The 20,722-nt window shown below is 61.1% G+C and carries 17 protein-coding genes and 3 pseudogenes; 10 read left to right on the top strand and 10 right to left on the bottom strand.

Annotation, left to right across the window (positions count from 1 at the left end; translation table 11 throughout):
• Positions 1-178 precede the first annotated feature (178 nt).
• The 4 genes from AWB79_RS34765 to AWB79_RS34750 all read right to left on the bottom strand — a co-directional run bounded on the left by AWB79_RS34765 (position 179) and on the right by AWB79_RS34750 (position 6,011).
• Positions 179-745, bottom strand: coding sequence for a hypothetical protein (locus AWB79_RS34765; RefSeq protein ID WP_061171994.1), 567 nt, complete (start codon positions 743-745; stop codon positions 179-181).
• Positions 746-798: 53 nt separating this feature from the next.
• Positions 799-3,792, bottom strand: coding sequence for a MobF family relaxase (gene mobF, locus AWB79_RS34760; protein ID WP_061171993.1), 2,994 nt, complete (start codon positions 3,790-3,792; stop codon positions 799-801).
• A gap of 12 nt (positions 3,793-3,804) precedes the next feature.
• Positions 3,805-5,394, bottom strand: a complete 1,590-nt coding sequence (locus AWB79_RS34755; protein WP_061171992.1) for a type IV secretion system DNA-binding domain-containing protein — start codon at positions 5,392-5,394, stop codon at positions 3,805-3,807.
• A 224-nt stretch (positions 5,395-5,618) separates the two neighbouring features.
• Positions 5,619-6,011, bottom strand: coding sequence for a plasmid mobilization protein (locus tag AWB79_RS34750; protein ID WP_061171991.1), 393 nt, complete (start codon positions 6,009-6,011; stop codon positions 5,619-5,621).
• A gap of 420 nt (positions 6,012-6,431) precedes the next feature.
• On the opposite strand from AWB79_RS34750, the gene AWB79_RS34745 reads away from it, so the two are divergent.
• From AWB79_RS34745 to AWB79_RS34735, 3 genes are read left to right on the top strand one after another with little or no spacing between them, the layout of a single operon-like run.
• Positions 6,432-6,908, top strand: coding sequence for a hypothetical protein (locus tag AWB79_RS34745; RefSeq protein WP_061172006.1), 477 nt, complete (start codon positions 6,432-6,434; stop codon positions 6,906-6,908).
• Positions 6,905-7,609, top strand: coding sequence for a StbB family protein (gene stbB / locus AWB79_RS34740; RefSeq protein ID WP_061171990.1), 705 nt, complete (start codon positions 6,905-6,907; stop codon positions 7,607-7,609). The genes AWB79_RS34745 and stbB overlap by 4 nt, the downstream gene beginning before the upstream one ends.
• Before the next feature lie 11 nt (positions 7,610-7,620).
• Complete coding sequence (locus tag AWB79_RS34735) at positions 7,621-8,013, top strand: hypothetical protein (protein ID WP_198399157.1); 393 nt, start codon at positions 7,621-7,623, stop codon at positions 8,011-8,013.
• 193 nt (positions 8,014-8,206) lie between these two features.
• Here AWB79_RS34735 and AWB79_RS34730 read toward each other — a convergent pair whose 3' ends face one another.
• The 3 genes from AWB79_RS34730 to AWB79_RS34720 form a co-directional block, all read right to left on the bottom strand.
• Positions 8,207-8,638, bottom strand: a complete 432-nt coding sequence (locus AWB79_RS34730) for a hypothetical protein (protein ID WP_061171989.1) — start codon at positions 8,636-8,638, stop codon at positions 8,207-8,209.
• Positions 8,639-8,709: 71 nt separating this feature from the next.
• A complete protein-coding gene (locus AWB79_RS34725) occupies positions 8,710-9,624 on the bottom strand; it encodes an ArdC family protein (RefSeq protein ID WP_061171988.1) in 915 nt (304 codons plus the stop codon).
• 502 nt (positions 9,625-10,126) lie between these two features.
• The gene (locus tag AWB79_RS34720; RefSeq protein ID WP_061171987.1) at positions 10,127-11,233 is read right to left on the bottom strand and encodes an IS110 family RNA-guided transposase; all 1,107 of its coding nucleotides are present in this window, start codon (positions 11,231-11,233) and stop codon (positions 10,127-10,129) included.
• A gap of 418 nt (positions 11,234-11,651) precedes the next feature.
• On the opposite strand from AWB79_RS34720, the gene AWB79_RS34715 reads away from it, so the two are divergent.
• Positions 11,652-11,897, top strand: a complete 246-nt coding sequence (locus tag AWB79_RS34715; RefSeq protein WP_061171986.1) for an AbrB/MazE/SpoVT family DNA-binding domain-containing protein — start codon at positions 11,652-11,654, stop codon at positions 11,895-11,897.
• A complete protein-coding gene (locus tag AWB79_RS34710) occupies positions 11,894-12,292 on the top strand; it encodes a type II toxin-antitoxin system VapC family toxin (RefSeq protein ID WP_061171985.1) in 399 nt (132 codons plus the stop codon). The genes AWB79_RS34715 and AWB79_RS34710 overlap by 4 nt, the downstream gene beginning before the upstream one ends.
• Positions 12,293-12,526: 234 nt before the next feature.
• Here the strand turns inward: AWB79_RS34710 and AWB79_RS34705 are convergent, their stop codons facing one another.
• Positions 12,527-13,414, bottom strand: coding sequence for a LysR family transcriptional regulator (locus AWB79_RS34705; protein ID WP_061171984.1), 888 nt, complete (start codon positions 13,412-13,414; stop codon positions 12,527-12,529).
• A gap of 120 nt (positions 13,415-13,534) precedes the next feature.
• Here AWB79_RS34705 and AWB79_RS34700 point away from each other — a divergent pair, with 120 nt between their 5' ends.
• From AWB79_RS34700 to AWB79_RS34690, 3 genes and pseudogenes are all read left to right on the top strand, one after another.
• Positions 13,535-14,920, top strand: coding sequence for an MFS transporter (locus AWB79_RS34700; protein WP_061171983.1), 1,386 nt, complete (start codon positions 13,535-13,537; stop codon positions 14,918-14,920).
• Positions 14,920-16,074, top strand: a complete 1,155-nt coding sequence (locus AWB79_RS34695; RefSeq protein WP_061171982.1) for an NAD(P)/FAD-dependent oxidoreductase — start codon at positions 14,920-14,922, stop codon at positions 16,072-16,074. Before AWB79_RS34700 ends, AWB79_RS34695 begins: the two co-directional genes overlap by 1 nt.
• A gap of 470 nt (positions 16,075-16,544) precedes the next feature.
• Positions 16,545-17,039 (top strand): annotated as a pseudogene (locus AWB79_RS34690) (enolase-like domain-containing protein); the annotation flags it as partial.
• Positions 17,040-17,194: 155 nt separating this feature from the next.
• On the opposite strand, the gene AWB79_RS34685 reads toward AWB79_RS34690, so the two are convergent.
• Complete coding sequence (locus AWB79_RS34685) at positions 17,195-18,139, bottom strand: LysR family transcriptional regulator (protein ID WP_061171981.1); 945 nt, start codon at positions 18,137-18,139, stop codon at positions 17,195-17,197.
• 136 nt (positions 18,140-18,275) lie between these two features.
• On the opposite strand from AWB79_RS34685, the gene AWB79_RS34680 reads away from it, so the two are divergent.
• Entirely contained in the window at positions 18,276-19,040 is a 765-nt protein-coding gene (locus AWB79_RS34680; protein ID WP_061171980.1) for an SDR family oxidoreductase, read from the top strand.
• A 131-nt stretch (positions 19,041-19,171) separates the two neighbouring features.
• Positions 19,172-19,447: pseudogene (locus tag AWB79_RS34675) on the top strand (helix-turn-helix domain-containing protein); the annotation flags it as partial.
• Positions 19,448-19,622: 175 nt separating this feature from the next.
• Here the strand turns inward: AWB79_RS34675 and AWB79_RS34670 are convergent.
• Positions 19,623-20,719 (bottom strand): annotated as a pseudogene (locus AWB79_RS34670) (IS3 family transposase); the annotation flags it as partial.
• Positions 20,720-20,722: the final 3 nt, after the last annotated feature.

Below are 20,722 nucleotides of genomic sequence, written 5' to 3'. Positions count from 1 at the left end.
CCGCGGCCGCCCGAAATTTCTTGCGCTGCACTCGCCATCTCTTAGCGGACGCCGGCTGCTCGTTATCGCGCCTGCGAGCCCTCGAAGCGAAGCGGCTATTCTCACGTTCCAATCCCGCTGCGGCAGCTTGATCGTTTGATCGCGTCCGACGGGTATTTGCAATCAATTCAAAGTTCTATCACGGCGTAGGCCCGTACGTCACGTCGCGAGCCATATCGATCAAAAACGACTTCATCGCGGCGGCTGTCGGCGCGTCGTTGCCGAGCAATCCATCGATGCCATACGGGTTCGTGTACCAGACGACATCAAGGTCTCGATCGTAGATCACGAAGTGTCCGCCTACTCTGAACGACTGACCAGCGAGCAGTTTCGCCGCCAGCTCGTCGGGAGTTGGTAAGCTCAGCGACTCCCAATCTTCGGCCGCGATGAACGTCTCGATGCGATGGCGCTTGAGCTCGCGCTCGGCTTCTCGTGTGCGCCGCGCAATCGCCTCGGCCTCTTCGATCCGTGCAATCGTGGCCCCATCTTCGAACGCTTCGCGAAGTAACGGTTCTTCCGCTAATAGCTGCGGACACGGGGCGCACCGGTAGGCGTGGCCTGCGCCAGCGGCCAATTGCCGAGCGTCGTCGCTCAGGTCAGTACACTTCCAATAGTCGCGGTCGTCGCCGGTAATGGCGGGATCGTATGCACTCGCGAGCGCCCATTGACAGCGCGCCTCCAAGGCAATGGAAAAAAGGTCAGTCATCGTTTCCCTCGAGGAAGGTGCCCCCTCTAAGAAAGCTCCATTGTTGAGAGGCGCTAGCCGCGGCGGCCGTCGTGTGCTGGCTTGGGACCGCTGGCCGGCTGCTTTCGCAGATGCTCCAGCTGATGACGGTCCAACGCCTGTTTGCCGTCGGCGACGCCCTTGGGCTGCACACCGGCATCGCGGCGCTGTAGTTGGCGTTCATGCTGGACCGCCAGCGCTGTGCTTTTATCAAAGCGCCGGGCGATCGCGGTCGGCAGATCCTTGATCGAATTTGTGTAGATGCGCGCCTCATGGCGGGCGCGGCTGATGGCCACGTAATACAGATTCATCGACGTGGTGCGGCTCTTGGTATCAAGCGCGATCAGCGCGCGGTCGTTCGTCAAACCCTGCGCGCTATGAACGGTGGACGCATAGGCGTGTTCGAGGTGTAGCGGTCGGCTCGACAGCAGTTCGAGTGAGCGCACCGGACGGCCGTTGCGCTGCTCGACCGATTCGAGCGTGATCATGCCGCCGATCACGCCGGTAACGCGCAGGCGGTCACCGTTCGTGAGATCCCGGCCGGGATCATTGCGGTTGATCCGCACCGTATCGCCGATCGACAACTCGACGCGCTCCAGGTGGTACACGCTCAGTTGCGTCGCCTTGCGCGGGTTGATCGTAGTCGTGGTGCCGTCCTGCCGCTGCACGATGAGCGCATTGCCGGGCATCGCTTCCTGGACGCGATACGTTTCGCCGCGCGCGAGGCCCGCTTTCGGATAGTCCTTCTCGGGTTGGATCACCATGCCCGGCTGATAACTCGGCGCGAAGCGGCGCTGCGCTTGGGTCATGTCCACGCGGGTCAGCGTCTCGAATGGCCGGCCCTTGCCGCTGAGGTCCAATGACTCGCGCACCAGGCGATTGATCTCGCGACGGGCGTCGTTCGTGCCGGCGACGATCAATGTTGCGCGACGCTCGGGTTCGGCAAGTTGGACGTAGTCGTTCACGATGGCCCGATGCCGCTCGCTCGGCTCTTTGAGTTCTTCAACGTGCCGCAGGTGCGCGAGCGATTGCGCGACGCGCCCCTCGGCCGCATGCTCAACAGCGGTTCTAAGATCGTGGTCCTTCTGGCGTTGAATTTCGCTGATGCGAGCGGTCTGCATGCCGGCCTGCTGGAGTTGCGCGAACGGTTTGCCCGCTTCAATCGCTTCGGTTTGCTTGGTGTCACCCAGGAGGACCATGCGCGCACCGGCTTTTTCGACAATCCGCATCACCTGTTCCATCTGGCGGGCGCCGACCACGCCCGACTCGTCTAAAACGATGATCGTTTTGCTATCGATCGGCTTATCCTTGGTGCGCAGAAAGCTCGCCAGCGTGTGCGCGTCCAGCCCTTCGTTCTTGAGCGCCTTGACCTGATTGCCGTAGGGCGCGAGCGCGACGGTGCGGTAGGCTGCGCTTACCACCGAGGTTTGCTTGATCAGGGCGAGGGCTTGGTTCACTGTAAAAGTCTTCCCGGTGCCGGCGTCGCCCTGGATGCCCACGAAGCGATTGCGGGTGCTGACGATGGCCTGCACGGCTGCGCGCTGGCCAGTATTCAACGAGGTACCTTCGAGCGCCGCTTTAACGGCGGTCGCCGTCATGATGGGCTCGACCGCGGCGCGCCCGTCGCGCTCGATGGCGAGAATCGCTTTCTCGCGAGCGAGGGCCTTGTGCGTTGTGTAGCGCTTCTCGGCCGGCACGAGCGAACCCTGCTGGATCGCGTGGCTGACATACTGCCGCGCCTCTCTGTCCGACCAGCCTTTGAGCGTTTGCAGATAGCTCTTCCAGCCTACCGACGAGAGTGCCGGACCGTCCTTACCGTCCTTACGTTCAGCCATGCGATACGCTGGCACGGATTCGACCAACGACCCTTGATCAACCAGACGCCTGATTTCTGCGCGAACCTCGTGAGCGCCCGCGAGCCCGACTGCGCGGCGCAGCGCGGTGGCGGTGAGCACGGTTTCGCGAACGACAGCCTCGCGCTCGGTCAGATGGTTGATGGCGTACTGCACGACGGCTTGCGCCGGTGTGAGCCGCGCGGGCAAACTCGTTGCCGCAATGAGGCCGCCGTCACCGCGATGCTGGCCGCGGCTACTGAAGTCGTGCCCCGGGCCCTTGCCTGGATCGTAGGCGTGGCCGTCGAGCGGGGAGGGCGCACCGTAGTCGATGCCCAGGTCGTGGCTTTTCTCGATCCAATATTGCTTGACGACCGCACGATCTGACTCGTCCTTGCGCGGGCGCGTAGCGAGCGAGATGACCTGCTTTTCGAGCGTGGTCGCCGTGGCCCGTGTCTTGCCTTCGTTGGCCAGTGCCTCCTCGATCACGCGGCTACGCGCCGAGAACGCTTCGATCTGCTCGCGGCTGAGATGGGCCAGCTCAAAATTGCCCTGGTCATCGACCAACCGTATTGCGTAACCGAGCGCCTGCAGGCCACGGGCCAACTCACTCTTGTATAGCGCATCGACCTCGTGCTGGACGCGGAAGATGTCTTCGTTCGCCAGGGCACGCCAGGCGCCGTCTGCGCGCTGCGTCATGTTGAGCACGACGCTATGGGTGTGTAACTGCGGGTCCTTCGCGCGGCTCATCTCGTGGCGGAATTTGCCGATCACCATATTCCCGGTGCGCTCACGCGTGCTTTTGCCCTTGATCTTCTTGCGGGCCTCGGCCAGTCGTTCGACCTGTTCGAGCGCATGGGTCACCGCACGATCATGCGCGGCAGTCACATCCTTGTCGCCCGCGACCAGCGCCTGCATCGAGACCGATTTCGGCGCGGAGAACGTCAGGTCCAACCCCATGCGCTTTTTGTTGTCGCTCCGGTCAAAGGTCGTCTGGATGCGCTCACCATTGGGCAACTGCCCGTCGAGCAGCCGGGACAACTGCGCCTGTTCGACCGGGCCCGTCAGGCCAAGGATCTGCGCGCCGTGCCCTTGCCATTCACCCGGATTGTCCTTGGCGTAGTAATCGTCGGCGGCCGAGAAATAATGCGCGGCCGCGTACTGGTTGTTGCCGCGAATTGGGGTGACGTTGAGCATGGCGTGCCCCGGTTACCGGATGTCGATGGCGAGCGCCCGCGGCGGATAGTTGATGTAGGGCAGCTTGATCTTCGCGATGGGGAAATCCTCGGCAAACATGACGTAGCCCTCCAGATCCTTGAGGTTCGAGATCTCCGAGTCCAGTACCACCGGCTCCGGCTGACTGGCGACCACGTGGCGGCCGCGGCCGCCGCTGCCGTGGGTCGTGACGCGCTCGACGTGCTGATTGCCCAAGATCTCGCTGGCCTTGTCGGCATTGAGCGCATTGGACGCGCCGAAGATGAGGTAATTCCGAAAGCACCCCAGCAGCGTTTTGGCGGCGTCCTTGCCGTAGGTCTCATCGAGCTGCGCCCAATCTTGAATCGAGGCGGCCATACGCAAACCGTGTTTGCGGCCCTTGGTGGCGGCGGGCACAAAGGATTCGAGCTTGCCGAGCGACTCGAGCTCGTCGAGAAAGAGCCACAGACGCCGGGAAAGATGCTGCGCGTCTTCCGAGATGCTGAGAATGGTGGCGCAAATCGTGTCGATCCAGGTCGCCACCAGCGGGCGCTGCGCGGCGCGCATGTCCTCGCGCCAGGTGATGAAAAGGTTGCCTGCGTGGGCGTCATGCACCCATTTGTGCAGCGAGAATTCGCCCTGGGTCATGAAGCGCAACGGCCGCACGTACTTGTTCATCATGAACTGGATCGACGCGATCGCCTTCTCGGCGTTCTCGCGGAAATAACCCTGCGAGTCCGTATTGGCGAGAAAGGCGCGGATGATCTCGCCGTCTTCGCGCACGAGGAGGTTGACGAGCGTGTCCTGATCCGCGGTGTTCGTCTCGACCAGCTTGCGCATCGTGTCGGCGAGTACGTCGCGCGCATAGGCGCACCACTGCTCGTCGCTCGGATCGAGTTGCGGCGGGATGACGCTCTTCGCCATTCGGTCGAAGTCGTGCACGCCCTTGATCTCGTTGAACAGCGTCCAGCCCGAGGAACGGCGGTCAAACGGGTTGAGAATCGTGTCGCCTGGAAAGCTGAATTTCGAGAAGAACGTCCCGTTTGGATCGATCACCGCCATCTTGTCGCGGCGCTTCACCGCCGACGCAATCATGCTTTCGATCGCGACCGATTTGCCGGCACCGATCGACGCGCAAATCAGCGTATTGCGGTTCTCCAGATGCAGCGGCATCGGCATGGGACCGATCATGATGGGCGACCAGTCCTGCGGGCCCGCGTGTTTCTTGGGTTCGGCGTGTCGCTGGCGCGCTTCCCGACCTTTCTGCCGGCGCTTCTCCCGTCGATTCGCGGCGGTGACCTGGCTTCTGACCCGGTGCCAGTTCGCCATACGCGAGCCGCGCATCCAGCGGCGATAGGAGGCGCCGCGAAAACCGTCATCACCGTACTCATGAAGCACGTAGGCGGTGCTTGCCGCCAGTGCTAGGCCGACGGCGACGCCGCCCATCATCAAAGGGTTGTGAGGACTGACGTGCAGCGCAGCGGTGAGCGCTTGCGGGAGAGGAGAGAGCGGCACATCGGCAGCGTAAGTGCCGGCCAGCCACCCCGTGATGGGCAAACTGATGCCGAAGAATAAGGTCGCATTCTCGACTTCGTGCTTCTGCATGGCGTTCTCCGAAGAACCCGATCGCAGTGCCGGCGCAAAAATGACAACTCAACGACAACCCGACGACGACGCAACGACTGCGCAACGACAATCAGCGACCGCGTTGCGGTGATTCACACCCGCGGCGTGTTAGCTGGATCACTTGCCTACGTCGCCGCCTCATGCTGGATGACGACAAGGGCAGTCCGAATTTATCCCGGCGGTCATCGTGGACGACCAACGGACTACGCATCCTCCGCCAAGCGATCAAGCAGCGCGGCCATGTCAGGCAACGACCCTGCAAGCAAATCAGCGGGCACGCCGGCTTTCTCGCACGCGAGCACCAATTCGTTGAGCTCGCCCGTCGTTGCCTTTTGATGAGCGAGAAAAACGAGGATCGCCAGGAGTGCTTGCGCACTTTTCTGGCTGCGTTCAATCTCAGCCAGGCGACCGGCCAGCTCCTGCCGCTCGGCCCACATCTCGACGCTGTCGTGGGCGGCTATCTGATGGCCGCGATCGAGCGACCGGTCACGGATGTACTTGGACAAGTGCTGATAGCCGGCGGCCGCCGCTGCCTCCTCAAGGTGGCTGCGCTCGTCTTCCGTGTACCAAACGGAAATGGATTTTCCATCGCTCATCGGTGCTTGCCGCTTATGATGATTCTTCATTCAATATGAATGTAGCATTGAAGCGGCTGAGCGGCCAATTCCTATTGAAAATCTAATGACTTTTTTCGCTGCCCATGCGCTGCGAGGCCCGATTTATCAGGGGTTCGGTACCCCGATAGGGGTGCGTGATGTGTATCGAGATTTCGGGCCGGTTAAGGACCGGAATCTCTGAGGCGTTAAGGGCGTGCACCCTGGTTAGGCCGAAGGCCGTGGGCACAAAGGCAACATCCAAGTGACAGTCAGGGAACATGCGAGAGACATATGGGAGATAAGCAGAGAACACGATGTAGGCGATACGGAAACAAGACGACGTCAAAAGTTTGGCATTCTACAGACGTTTGGACTACAACATAGAGACAGTCTGGTAAGACACCGACGACAGTGGGCGCCATGACGAAGCTGGACCCAAAGCAGGCCGTCAGAGACACCGAGCCGACCACGAAAGCGGCGAGGCTGCGCGACGTGATGCCCGAAATCGAGAAGCGGTTGGCTGTCGGCGTGCAACTGCGCGCGATCCATCAGGCGCTGACCGGGGCCGGTTTCGACCTGACCCTTCAGACCCTCAAAACCTATCTGTACCGCTACCGAAAGAAGCAACGCGCGCAAACCGCGGGGCAGCAGACTGCGTCGGCCGGCGCGGTGCCGGTCGACCTGCCTGCATCGTCCCAAGTGGGTGAATCGGTGTCGGATGACGCGCAAACGCTGGAAACCCACGAGGTCCCTAAGACGCCGGACACCCCTCCGTCGCGCGAACCGATGTCCATGCAGGCGCTTGACCGTTTGATGAAACCCGATCCGGTGCAACAAGCCGAGAAGCTGGCGCGCTACGAGCGCCTCGCTAAACAGCAACGAAGGAGCCGCAAATGAAAGTCGCCGTCATCAACTTCAGTGGAAATCCGGGCAAGACCACGTTGGTGGACAACTTGCTTGCGCCGCGCATGCGTGCACCGAAGTTCGAGGTCGAAACGATCAATGCGGGCTCGGCGGATACCGACGCCGAACGGTTGAAGGGCAAAGACTACGGCGGATTGCAAGAAGACCTGATGACGCTCGAGTCTGCCATCGTCGACGTGGGTGCCTCCAACGTCGAGGAATTCATCAAGCAGATGGGGCAGTTCGACGGCTCGCATGAGGAATTCGACTACTTCGTCGTGCCGACGGTCAGCGAAAAAAAGCAGCAGGCCGATACGGTAAGCACCATCGAGACATTGGGGGGCCTCGGCGTGCCGCCGAAGAAAATCCGCGTGGTGTTCAATAAGGTCGAGCTCGAGGATGTGAACGACGTGCCACGCTTGTTCGGCACGGTGTTTGGCTTGCACGCCGCAACCAAGTGCTTCACGTTGCGCCCGGATGCGGTGGTGTTTAGAAACGAGATTTTTGAACGGCTGCGGCCGCTGAAAAAGACCGTCTCGGACATTGTGGCGGATGAAACGGACTACCGGGCGATGCTCCGCGAAGCCAAAGACGACGACGCCAAGGCGCACGCGGTCAGCATGATTTCGGCGCAACGGCTGGCGAAGTCGGCGCACAAGAATCTCGACGACGTCTACCGCGTCTTATTCAAGTAGCGGGAGCGCTCATGAGTAGCGGCAATGTCTCGACGGCCCGGGAAGCGCTCATGGCCGAATTGCTGCAGGATGCGGACGCGCTGGTGCGGCGCTTCGAACAGGCGGACGAAGCGCTGAGCGGAAAAATCGAGCAGGCGACAACCGACGCGGCCGGCAAAGCATTCCTGGCTGCCAGGCTCAACTTCGAATCGGTGATCGACAAGAACGCGGATAAGCTCGCTGAGGCCGGTCGATATGCGGCCGCACAAATTGGCAATCAACTCAATACAGGGGCGGTTCGGCTCGTTGCCGCGAATGCGGCGCTTGAACGCAAGGCGCGTCAGTTCGTGCTGATGCTGATTGTGTTTGCTTTCGTCGCCGGCGCCGTCGGCGGCTTTGTGGGGGCCAAGCTGGCCGGGATGTAGAGCCGGCACCCGCAAACCGCCGTCCCTTTCGCGACGACAGCGTGATCGTCTGATCCCTGCTTTTGTGTGGGGTGCGGGGTCGCGCGGACGAAGATTAAGGGTGCCGTGTGGGATCGGAAAACGAGCATCAATCGGGCGCCGAGCCGCGGCAGCTCATCGAATACGCCGAAACGTTTTTCGCGAAAGCGGGTAGTCAGTTCTTGCCGCTCGCCGCGGCAATCACGGCTTTCGCAACGTGACATGCGGCGCAAAGCCGTTCAACCAAATGTTCGTTTCGTCCGCTCGGGCAGGCGATCGCGTGTAGCAGATCGTCGGAGCGCGCGACCATTTTCTGCAGACTTTCGAGCATTGCCGGCGAGGCCTCGCAGAGCAGCCAAGCGGCGCGTCCGCCGTAACGCATAAAGGCCCCGTCGAGGGTGACCCCCTCGGCAATGCTCCGGCCGTCATCGTCAGTGATTGAGACAATGCGCGCGCAAGCGGCGCTGCTGCGGTCGCGCTCGGTGCAGATTTCCGCGGGGTCTCGATGCTTGGCTACGGCGATCGCTTCGGCCGCCGTCGGCGCTTCAATTTGGGTCCTGCCGTAGTGCGGGACATTGACGGCATAAACAACGGTGAAGTTGCTCACGGGTCCATCTCCTTATTTTCCAAAAGCGGTCCTCGGCCTGGACTGGTGCGCCCAGGCTTTCGGCGATGTCTTTATGCTGCTTCTTGGTCCTGTTCACCTTGCAGTGAGAACAGGAACTCGCAGGCTTTTTGCGCTTGGCTCGCGGCCGTGAAAATCGCCTTCTTGTCGCCCTGCAGGACCTTGAGCCAGTGGTCGAGGTACGCGGCGTGGTCTTCACGGACTTCAGGGGCGAGGCCCAACTGCGCGCATACAAAGGCGGCTCCCATCTCGGCGATTAGTTCTTCGGCGGCGTAGGCGTCGTCGCCGAAACGCTTGCCTAGCTGGCGGTCGAGGCGCGTCTTGTGGCTGGTCCAGTGGGTAATCTCGTGCGCCTTGGTGGCGGCGTAGCTTTGCGCCGTGTCGAATGACTCGGGGACGGGCAGTTGCACGATGTCCTGTGCGGGAGCGTAGTAGGCCTTGTTTCCGCCGTGACGGATGACAGCGCCCGTCCGGGCAAAGAAAGCTTCTGCATGCTCGATCAGCTCGAGGGGCTCGCTTTCGACGGGCTCCGGTTCGGTACGGTATTCCGCAGGCAGGTTCTCGATCTGGTCGACGTTGAACACCGTGTAGCCCTTCATTAAAGGGATCGCGCGTTCGATCTCGTCGCCTTGGTCGTCGGTCTCGGTCTTGGTGACTTTGTTCGCGTAGACCACGAGGGTTCCATGCGCGCCTTTACGGACGTTCGCGCCTAACGCCTGCGCTTGCTTGAATGTCATCCAACGATGGGATCGGAAGCTTTTCTCGAGCTGCTCGCCCCACAGAAGCAAAATGTTGATGCCTTGATAGGGGATGCCGTTATGACGAACGGGAAGGGTGATCCGGTCGCCGGCGTTGCTGGCTTTCCAGGGCTTGACCCATGGCCTGACGCCTTGCTCGAGGTCGGCAATGATCTTGTCCGTCACTCGGCTGTAGACGTCGGGGAGAGGGGGCTTCGTTTGGGCTTTCATGGTCTTTCCTTTAGGTCTCGGGGTGAATGTGCTGGGGTTGCGCACATGCACCCGACGACCGTCGGGCGACGACCGGGGAGGCAAGTTGCAAGGGCTGGACGCGGGGAGGGGGATCACCCGGGATTTTTTCAGCGCTTCATCGAAAAAATTTTGGGGATACCCCGCGGCCAGGGCGAAGCCATTTCCCTTGCAGCGCGCCAGGGGCAGAGCCCATTCCATGTCCTTTTGCAAGTCTTTTCTGAATAGCTTTCCCCGCCATGCGTAGCATGGCGTCGTACCTCAAATCAGAGGGCCGTTGGGTCGGGGGTCAGGCCGCGATGGCGACAGTCGATCAAACTTCCATACGCGGGTTGGTTACCGCACGAGCGTTTTTCGTCGCAGGTTTATCTCTTACTTAGCGCGGGCATCGGAACGTCAAGCACTCCGGCCTCATTGGGCTTCTCGAGAATTGCCTTGACTGCACGCCTGACCCCCGACCCCAACGGTCGGAGGAAATGAGGAGCTATTGGGCAGCGATGGTCTCCTGCCCGATAGCCCAAATGAATCCCACCAGTTCTCGTGCGATCGCTGCGATCGCGACGGTGGGTTTCTTGCCGCGTGACTGAAGCTGTCGATAGCGCGCGCAAAGCCGCACTTGCGCCTTCCATGCAATGTCGCGAATTGGCTTTGGCAGGCGCACCAACACTTCAGCCTTCTCCTTCGCGACTCGCGCCGGGTACTTGTAGCTCCACGCTGCCTCGATCAACATCCGCCGCGCCTCTCGGTTGCCGGTTTTGGTGATACCACCTCGATGAATTCGATCACCGCTGGAGTGCTCCGAGGGAACGAGGCCGAGATATGACATCAGCAATTGAGGGGTATCAAACCGAGATAGATCGCCGACTGTGGCAACGAAGGTCGCGGCAGAGATCAGCTCCATGCCGCGTAACGCCCGCAATGCCTCGACCAACGATCCGAGGGACCACTGCGGCAGGAACGAAGCAATCTGTCTTACGAGCGCGTCGCGGCGGTCCTGCGCGGCCCATACCGCTTCGACATAGTCATGAAAGACGAATGCATGAGCGGGCTCAACGAAGGTCTGCCCGGCCAGCCATGCTCGGTGTCGCTGCGTCCAATGTTTACCGGCATCATAGCTGCGGCCGTGCCGGAGGAGGAAGGCCAGCAGTTGCTGGCGCGCTCTGGACAATTGAACCACGGCGTCCAGTCTCGCACGCACCAAATCACGCATGGCCTCATGGGCCTTATCCGGCACCCACACCGCAGTAAGCTGACCGGACCGATGAAGTACGGCCAACTTAAGCGAGTCTCGTCGATCAGTCTTGACGCGCTCCCCAGGCTGCTTCGGTATGCGCGATGGCGCGACCACCATGCAAGCATGGCCGAGTTCTTGAAGCTGGCGATGAATGGTGTATCCGCAGCACCCGGCCTCATAACAGAATTCGAGTCGCTCGCCGTTCTGTGCGAGCTTTCGAGCCAGCTTCCGGATGTCGGTGGGTGTATTTGAGATGGCTCCATGGAAATAAACCGGTCCGTCCCTGCCTTCTTCTGCGACGGTCACTGAAACCGTCTCCTTGTGCACGTCCAATCCGACATAAAGCGTCTTTTCCATGATCTCGCCTCCATTTGTGATCGGCGCCTTGGCGGCACGCTATCTGAAAGGTAGCGCACACGCCGGCGGACCATACTGAAGGACATACACACTTAGCACGTTCGTCTGGCAGGGTCTTTGACTTTGCGAAAGGGATCGTCACCGAATGGCTGGGACGCCAGGCCCGGTGAGCGCAGCGAATAGAGCCCGATCCGCCGACAGGCGGATTCGCCCGAACCAACTCATCACCGAAAAGGCCGCGTCTTAGGAAGCGCAACTAACTGTCTAAAATCCAGTCCTCTAAATCAGGATAGGTCGGTCTGAAGGGCGGCCGAGAGGGTTGGTCTACGGTTACTCGTTCTCACCCGTGAAATCGCGCGGCCCTTAACTTGCGCTTCTCATCTCCTTACCTTAAAGTAAGGAATACCGGAGGGAGAATATGACATCAGCAACCATCACATCAAAGGGCCAGGTCACGATCCCGGTGGACGTGCGCAACCAGCTTGGCTTGGAATCCGGCGACCGCATCGAATTCAGCTTTAACGAAACGACGGGCCGGTATGAAGTCTATCCAGCGACGCGCTCGCTCGCGGCACTCAAGGGCGTCGTAAAGAAGCCCGCTCAACCAGTGTCGATTGAGGACATGAATTCAGCCATCGCGGAGCAGGGAGCCTCCGCGCGATGATCGGACTGGATACGAATGTGCTGGTCCGTTACTTCGCTCAGGATGACCCCGTGCAATCGAAGAAGGCAACGGCGGTGATGGAATCCCTGTCGGCTGAGCGACCGGGGTACGTGTCGCAGGTCGCACTGGTTGAGGTCGTTTGGGTGCTGGGTCGCTGCTACGGCGTTGAGCGCGAACAGGTCAAGGACATTATCGACTCGATGATCGGCACCAAGGAACTGGTCGTTGAAAGTGCGGACACGGTGCGAAAAGCACTACGTGTTTTTGGCGCATCTGCTAAGGCAGACTTTGCGGACTGCCTGATCGAGCGGTCAGGGCACGTTGCCGAGTGCGAATACACAGCGACTTTCGACGTGACCGCCTCGAAGGTCACGGGGATGAGGTTGATTAAGTAAGCGGCGAGGGACCGCATTGGCGGGATCCGCGTGGCGATGCTGCAAGGCTGAAGGACGCCTCTCCGATTGCTGTGGCCGGTCCTTCCGCGGACCTTGCCCCCTTGAACCCTGCTCACGCTCGTTTTGGAAAGCCGGCTTGCCTCGCGTCTAGGGTCGACAAAGCGATTGAACGCCTCGCTGCGCTTACGGCCGGTTGGGGCATACTGCCGACCCACGTCGGAGACATGCCTCGCATTATCGTCGATCCAATCCCGCAACCGGACGCAAGGTTTCCAGCGCGGCATCGACCAGTCTTTGCTGTCGTGCTTGTACAGCGTTGTCGTCTTTGCGGGCAATCTTGTACAGCGTGACGGGGCCAGGGGCATCTAGCGCAATACCATGGATGGTGCAGCCCGTATTCGCCTGCAACGACGGCGCGAGGAAACTGGCGACGACCGCCCAGGCACCGTTGCGCAGGATGGGCGCGAGCATGTGTCCCTTGTCGACAGTCGTGGTGATTCTGGATAGCCCACGCCGCGAGCGCCACAAATCGAATGTGGAAGACCATGGCAGGTAAATCTCGCGCGATGGATCAAGATCCGTCAGGTCGACCTTTTCATCCAGCTGCCGCTCACCCGCATACGCGATGACCATCGAGTAATCGCGAATTGCCGTGGAAGTGAGATCAACGTGATCGGCGGACGTCAGCGTGAACGCGACGTCCAGATGCCCCGACGCCACGCGGTTGAAAAGCTGAAAGTAGCGGCTGCTTTCCAGATGAAGCCGAATTGGCGGCTGCTGGTCCGATAGTGCCGTCAGAAACGGCGGCAAGACATGAATCGCGACAGCATCCACTGCACCGATCGCCAGATGGCGCTCGGTGCTCGCCTTTAACTGCTCGGCTTCGATTTCCAGCATGCACCAGCGCTCGGCGATATCGAGGAAGCGCTCACCTTGTGTCGTCAGCGAAATGCCGCGCGATCCGCGCGAGCGCAGCAGCAGCGGATGGCCGATGCGCCGCTCGAGCGATTGAATGCGGTAAGACACGGTCGATTGCGTCGCGCCGACGATTTCTGCAGCTTGCAACAGGCTACCCGAGCGCACGACGGCCAGGAACGTGTTGATCTCGTCGCTGAACAACATATCGAAGCCCTCGATATTGGGTCAATAAAGACACGCATTGACCGATATTCTGCCCGTCTCTAGCCTAGAAGCAAGTCGAAAAAAGTCGTCTCTTCCCAACGCTGTCTTTCGGAGCCTTTCATGGCTACTACGCGCATCAGTGTCGACGATCTCCCCACAAGCTCATTCCATAAGCGGATCGCATTCGTCGCCGCGGGCGGCCCGTTCTGCGACGGATATCTGCTCGGCATCATCGTCGTGGCCTTGCCGTTCATCGCGCAGGACCTGCATTTGAACGCCATGCAGATGGGACTCATCGGCGCAGCGAGTCTCATTGGCATGTTCATCGGAGGCATCGTTTTCGGGCCGATGACCGACCGCTTTGGGCGCCAGTCAATGTACGTCCTGAATCTCGCGGTGTTCGTACTGTGCTCGATCGCGCACTTGTTCGTGCATGACATGACGACGCTCTTCGTGTTGCGTCTTGTCATGGGGGTTGCGCTGGGCGCCGACTATCCCATCGCGACCGCGCTCGCCTCGGAGTTTTTACCGAAGAAGCTTCGGGGGCCGGTTCTGTCGAGTCTTGTCCTGTGTCTGTGGGTCGGCTACACGATCAGCCTCGCGAGTGGTCTTTTCGTGAGCGGCATGGAAAGCGGCGTATGGCGCTATGTGCTGGCGAGCGCGGCGATCCCGTCGGCCATCTTCCTTCTGCTGCGAATGAACATTCCCGAATCGCCGCGTTGGCTCATCTCGGCGGGACGCAAGGAAGACGCGCGCCGCGTGGTCGAGCGATATCTGGGCGAGCAGGCCGACTTTGATGGGCTTGTTGCTGAAACGCGCGTCGCCACGAATCGACGCGGGCTCGGACTCTCCAGCATTCGCGAACTGCTGGCGCGCGGCTACGGACGCATGCTCGTGTTCTGCTCGATCTTCTGGATGTGCCAGATCGCGCCGTCCTTCGCCATCAAGACGTTCCAACCGCTATTGCTCAAATCGCTGGGCGTGACGCAAGCGCTTGCTGGATCGCTGGTCATCATCGCGTTCGCGATCGTCGGTACCGCCCTCGGCATGCTCGTCATCAATAAAATGGGACGCCGGCCGCTGCTCATCATTTCTTATGTGCTTGCGACGCTTTCGTTAATGCTGCTTGCGACGCCGTTGTCGAGCCTGGCCCCGGCCGCAATGGGCTTGTTTGTGCTGTTCACGGTTGCGGAAGCGGCGGGTTCCGGGCTCCAGTTCGTCTATCCGAACGAGGTCTTTCCGACCGATCTTCGCGCCACCGGCATGGGCCTTGCCATGTCGGTCAGCCGCATCGGCGCGGCCGCCGGCACTTTCCTTTTGCCGATGACGCTGGCGCGCTTCGGCAGCGCCAACGGTCTCTTGATTGCCGGCGCGATCAGCGTCGTTGGCCTGCTCGTATCAGTACGCATGGCGCCAGAGACGCGCGGCTTGTCGCTCGCGCAATCGCATCGCGTGCAGAACGCCCCCACCACCACTCACGTTAAAGAAAACGAGGCCCGGACATAATGCAATCCGCACCCAAGGTAGTCATCGTCGGCGCCGGCATCATCGGCACCACGCTCGCTCACGATTTTGCGAGCCGTGGCGCACGCGTGACCGTGCTCGACAAGAACGAAGTCGCCCAAGGCGCGACGTCCGGTTCCTTCGCGTGGATCACGAACCAGACGAAGTTTCGCAACGCGGACCGGCTCGGCGAAGAGGGCGCACGGCATTACTTCAATCTGCATCGGTTATCGCACCTGCGGTGGCGCTATCTGCAGGATGCGATCGACGGTCTGCCGATTCGCTGGTCGGGCTGCTTTCAAAGCGCAGAGCCAGGCACCGAACAGGCTGAGGAACTCGCCGCAGAACTCGACCGGCGTCTGCGTTGGGGCAGCCCGACGCATCGGGTCACTGCCGAGGAAGCGCGTGAAATCGAGCCAGGCTTCGAACCCGGTGACGAGAACTTCATCTTCTACACGCCCGATGAAGGGATGATGTCGCCGGTTCAACTGACATCGAAGATGCTGGAGGCGGCCATCGCACGTGGTGCGCATTACTCGCCGCACGACGCGTACGAAAGTTTCAGGAAGACGGCGGGCGGCTACGAGGTCCAAAGCGCGAGCGGCAAGCGCGAGGCGGACATTCTGATCTTCGCGGGTGGCATCGCGAATCCGGACCTCGTTGAGGGGACGGGGTTGAAAGCGCCGCTCACGCACAGCACAGGCAGCGTCGTGCATCTCGCGCCGCTGCCGCGTCTCTTCGATTCGGTGATCCTCGGCGCGCATGTCCATGCGATTCAGCGTGTCGACGGCCGCGTGGTCATCGCCAAACATTTCTCGGGCTCACCGGTCGGCGATCCGAGCACTCCCGATCCGGAGGAGTTGGTGCGCATTGCGGCGCGCGTGTTGCCGGGTTTGAAGGATGCAACCGTCGAGAAGGTCACGGAAACGCGGCGCGTGATTCCCGTCGATGGTTTGCCTGTCGTGAGCCGTTTGGCCTCGCTGCCTGGCGTCTTGTCGATCACGACGAACGCGGGCATCAGTCTCGCCGCCGGACTTTCGCAACTCATCACGACCGAGTTGCTCGATAGCGTGAGCGTCAACCTGCTAGATCCCTATCGCTCCCAGCGTTTCGAAGGCGAAGCAGGGGTGGGCGTCGATAGTGCGGCCCCAGAGTAAGCGGTACGCTGGCAGAGCGCTTATAGAAAGTCTGCTATAAGCGCCGTTCGTGGCTTTGTATAGCGAGTTGCAGTTCTTCATTACCGACAGCTTGATGCATTTCCATGCAGGCTGATCTCATCGGCGGAGCGGAGCGCCGCGCCAATTCGAAGCATCCCGCTTTGACGAGTTGCAGATGATCTGCGAGCACATGATGGGTTCGTCCGGCCCCCGAAACCTTGGGCGTAGCCATCATGGTATGAGCGGGCGAGCCCGCGAAGAACATGCCGCATGACGTGGCAAGGCGACCCGAATGCAGGCATCTTGCGATTGTCGTTGCAGTTCAAAAGGATAGGTGGCAAGCAGTTGCGTTATCTACATGCTTGTCCACCGCGTCTGTGGATAACTGTGCGCTTGCTGATGGAACGAGCGCGACGGGCGGAAGAGGAGCGAGCCGCAGACATCAATGCCCGCGGTGTGCCTTCGCCTCCGTCCGGCAATCGATCGGCAATATGCAGGCGATCCTGAACCGCATGCGCACCGCATTCGCCGATCGCGACGCGGGCCGCCGCGGTCTGCATACTTTCGACCTGCGCACGACGATCCACGCTCTCACCGCGCTCGAAGCGGCGCTGCTCGATCGGCTCGGCAAGCGTCTCGGCGTGCCCGTCGCGGCCTTGCTGGGCGAAGGCCTGCAGCGTGATGAAGTCGAAATGCTGGGCTATTTGTTCTACATCGGAGAACGCAACAAGCCCGATCTGGCGTACGCCTCGGGCGCGGATGGCAAGGACGACCGGGAGCGCGTGCGCACCGAAATCGCGCTGACGCCCGCAGCGGTCGTGCGTCTCGCGGAAGCGGCGCAAACGCGTTCCGGCGTCAACGACTTGAAGCTGGAAGGCAGCGTGCTCGCGGGCGATGCCGAAATCGAAGCGCTCACCGCGCTCGCCGAGCGTTTCCATGATTGCCGGGGGCCGTACCCGCCTTCCGTGTCCGGACGTTCGTTGGCCTGTCCAGACAGTCCTGGTCGTACGCAAAGGCTGGCCAGACGGTTATTTGGGCGTCCGCGCCTCAACGCACAAACGGATCATCCGCGCTCGAACCTGATTAACTGAACATGTCAGAGGCATGTTCTAACGCGCGTTCAAGTCGTCCCCGGCGTGACACCTTTCCAGTTTTCGTCATCGCGATCCCACGGGGGAATCTCACCGAACGCATGGGCTAGGAAATCGATCATCACACGCACTCTGACGCTCAGGTGCCGGCGGCTCGGATACATTGCAAGAATGTCGATCTCAGGCAAGCGGTACTCAGGCAACACCTGGATAAGCGTGCCGGTACGTAGATCGTTTCCGATTAAGAACGTGGGTTGCCAGATCACCCCTTGCCCGGCGAGCGCTGCCGCGCGCGCCGTATCGCCATTATTAGTATGCATGTGACAGTCGACACTCACCTTGTGAGTCTTGCCGCCACGGTCGATCAGTTGCCACTCATCGCCGGTGGCCGCATAGGTGTAGCCGATACATCGATGCCCGATCAAGTCCCCAGGCGCTACCGGAACTCCGGCACGAGCCAGATAGGCCGGTGACGCGCACAGGATGTTTTGTGAAGTCGCCAGCTTGCGGGCTGCATGGCTAGTCGAGCCAGCGCGCGAGATGCGAACGGCGACATCGTACCCCTCATCGACGATGTCGACGACGCGGTCTATTAGCGCGACATCGAGTTCGACGCCAGGATATTTCGCCGTGAACTCGGGCCATAACGGCGCCAGATATCGAATCCCAAAGCTCACGGGCGCATTGATCCGCAGGCGTCCGCGTGGTTCGACCGACGCGGATGACACGAGCGCCTCTGTATCGGCGACATCGTCAAGAATGGACTTGCAGCGAGCGTAAAGCGTTTCGCCGCCCTCGGTCAGAGATAGCGTGCGCGAGGTGCGATTGAGCAAGCGCGTGCCCAGGTGCGTCTCCAGTTCGTTCACGTATCGAGTTACGTTGGCGGGCGACGTGCCGAGCGCATCCGCTGCGCGCGCAAAGCCGCCACGGCTCACCACTGTCACGAAAACCTCGAAGGCGCGCAGACGGTCCATTGAACCCTCCTATCATTCACAAAAGCTGAGTGATAGGACCATGTTTTAGGTCTTCCTGCCATCAGGGCTGAAGCCTATAGTGCTTCCACGGCCAAGGCATCGGGCGCTGGCCGACTAACCGAACCAGGAGCAAGACATGCAACGCTTGACGGGAAAAGTCGCCATCGTGACGGGTGCTAGTGCAGGAATTGGCCGCGCTACTGCAAGGCTGTTCGCGAAAGAAGGCGCCAAGGTGGTCCTTGCGGCGCGCCGGGCGGCGGAACTTGAAACACTTGCTGCGGAGATCGTCAGCGAAGGCGGCGAAGCGACATATCTGGCGGGCGACGTGCAATCGGAGGACTTCGCGAAAGCGCTGGTCGCACTCGCAATGAGCCACTACGGCCGTCTGGACATCGCCTACAACAACGCCGGTACGCTGGGCGAGATGGGCCCGACCACGGGCATTTCCGAAGCTGGCTGGAACGCCGCGCTTGCGACCAATCTGACCAGTGCCTTCCTTGGAGCGAAGCACCAGATTCCCGAAATGCTGAAACAAGGTGGTGGATCGATCATCTTCACATCGACCTTTGTCGGCTACTCGTTCGCCTTTCCCGGCACTGCGGCCTACGCGGCGAGCAAGGCCGGACTGATCGGATTGACCCAGGCATTGGCTGCCGAGTACGGCGCGCAGGGCGTGCGCGTCAACGCGGTGTTGCCGGGCGCTGTGGACACGGAGATGTATCGCGGTATGAACGAAAGCGACGAATCGCAGGCGTTCGTGACAGGGCTGCACGCGCTCAAGCGCGTCGCGACGCCAGAAGAACTGGCGCGCTCGGTGCTGTATCTCGCGTCGGACGATTCGTCCTTCGTGACCGGCACCGCCTCACTTGTCGATGGTGGCGCGTCGATTACACGTACGTAAGCCTCTCGGCGGCATCATCTTCCATCTCGGAGCCGATGTCGCCACGTTTCGTAGCGAGTCAGCCGCCGACGTCTCATCGGGGATAGCGTCGTGGTGACCGAAGCATCGGGGCACGGCAGGGCACCTGCTTCGTGACGACGCATCTATTCCGAACGGCTACACCGGCGAAATACACGAATGTGCGCGGCTTGGCGCGGGGACTGCAAGTTCTACGCGCGCTTAATGCGATGGAAAGCGGCCGCGCCACGAGCCAGCAGATCAGTGACGCAATTGGCTTGCACCGCACGACGGTGCGTCGGTTGCTGGAAACGTTGGTGGAAGAAGGCTTCGTGCGGCGCAGTGAGTCGGACGAGAGCTTTCGCCTGACGCTCAACGTGCGTTCGCTGAGCGAAGGCTTCACGGACGACTGAGATTGACCCGCTCCGACGGACAGATTTGCAGTTAAAGATTTGTCGTGGCCCGGCCTCCGTTAAGCGTTGAGTTGCGGGTTGTCCACGGACGGGCAGCGGGTCGCTTCTCACGACCACGACGCTGCCCGTCCGTGGGCAACTCGCAGGGTGATGCGGTTTTTGTCTTCGCGCTCTGGTTTTCGAATTCGAGCGGTGAACAATAGCCGATGCTGCTATGCAGGCGGCGTACGTTGTACCAGCCTTCCAAGAAGGAGAAGATGCGCCTCCGTGCTTGTTCATGGGTCGCGAAGTGTTCGCGCGACAGGAGCTCTGCTTCAAGCGTCCCAAAGAAGGATTCGCACATCGCATTGTCGTACGCGTCGCCGGCTGTACCCATCGACGGTTGCACACCGGCTTCGCGGCAGCGTCGCCCAAAGGCAATGGATGTGTATTGGGCCCCCTGGTCGGAATGCAAAATCACGCCCTCATGACGTCGCTGCTGGAGGGCCATGTCGAGCGCGCGCAACATCAGTTCGGTGTACAAGTGGTTCGACATTGCCCAGCCGACGATGCGCCGGCTGAAGACATCAAGCACCACGGCCAGATAGAGAAAGCCTTCTGTCGTCGGAATGTAGGTGGCATCTGCGACCCACAGTATGTTGGGCCCTTCAGCATTGAAGTGCCGGCGCACGAGGTCCGGCGCACGCCGTGCCCCCGCACGCTGGCGCGTTGTACGGGGCCAGCGCCGTCGGCTTGCTCCCCGTAGGTCCGCGATGCACATCAGGCGCGCGACTCGCTTGCGTCCCACGTGCACTCCCTCGCGCGCAAGTTGCGCATGGATGCGCGGCGCCCCATACGTACCTCGCGAACTCGCATACAGCGTACGAATGCGCGTCAGCAGCTGAGCATCGCTACGTGACCGCTTTGATGGCTCCCGCACCAGCCACGCGTAGTAGCCGCTGGTCGAGACTCCCAGCAGCCGCGCCATCGTGGCAATGGGCCAACGGGCCTGATTCGCTCTCATGAATCCGTATCCTTCGAGGATACGGCTCCTGTCTCGCGGGCGAACCAGGCTGCAGCGTGAGAGAGAATGTCGCGCTCCGTCTTTAATTGCCGATTTTCGCGGCGCAAACGGGTGAGTTCTTGGCGCTCAGCCGTGGTCAACCCCTCCTGACGCACGCCGGCGTCAATATCCGCCTGCGCCACCCAGTTGATGATCGTCTGCACACTAGGCTCGAACTCTCGCGCAAGCTCCTCGGGTGTTCGCCCCGCCTTCACCAGCTCGACTATGTG

Source organism: Caballeronia hypogeia (genome assembly GCF_001544875.2).
GTDB classification, from domain to species: domain Bacteria; phylum Pseudomonadota; class Gammaproteobacteria; order Burkholderiales; family Burkholderiaceae; genus Caballeronia; species Caballeronia hypogeia.
Note: the sequence above shows the minus strand (reverse complement) of the source record. Positions and strands in the feature narration are given on the sequence as shown.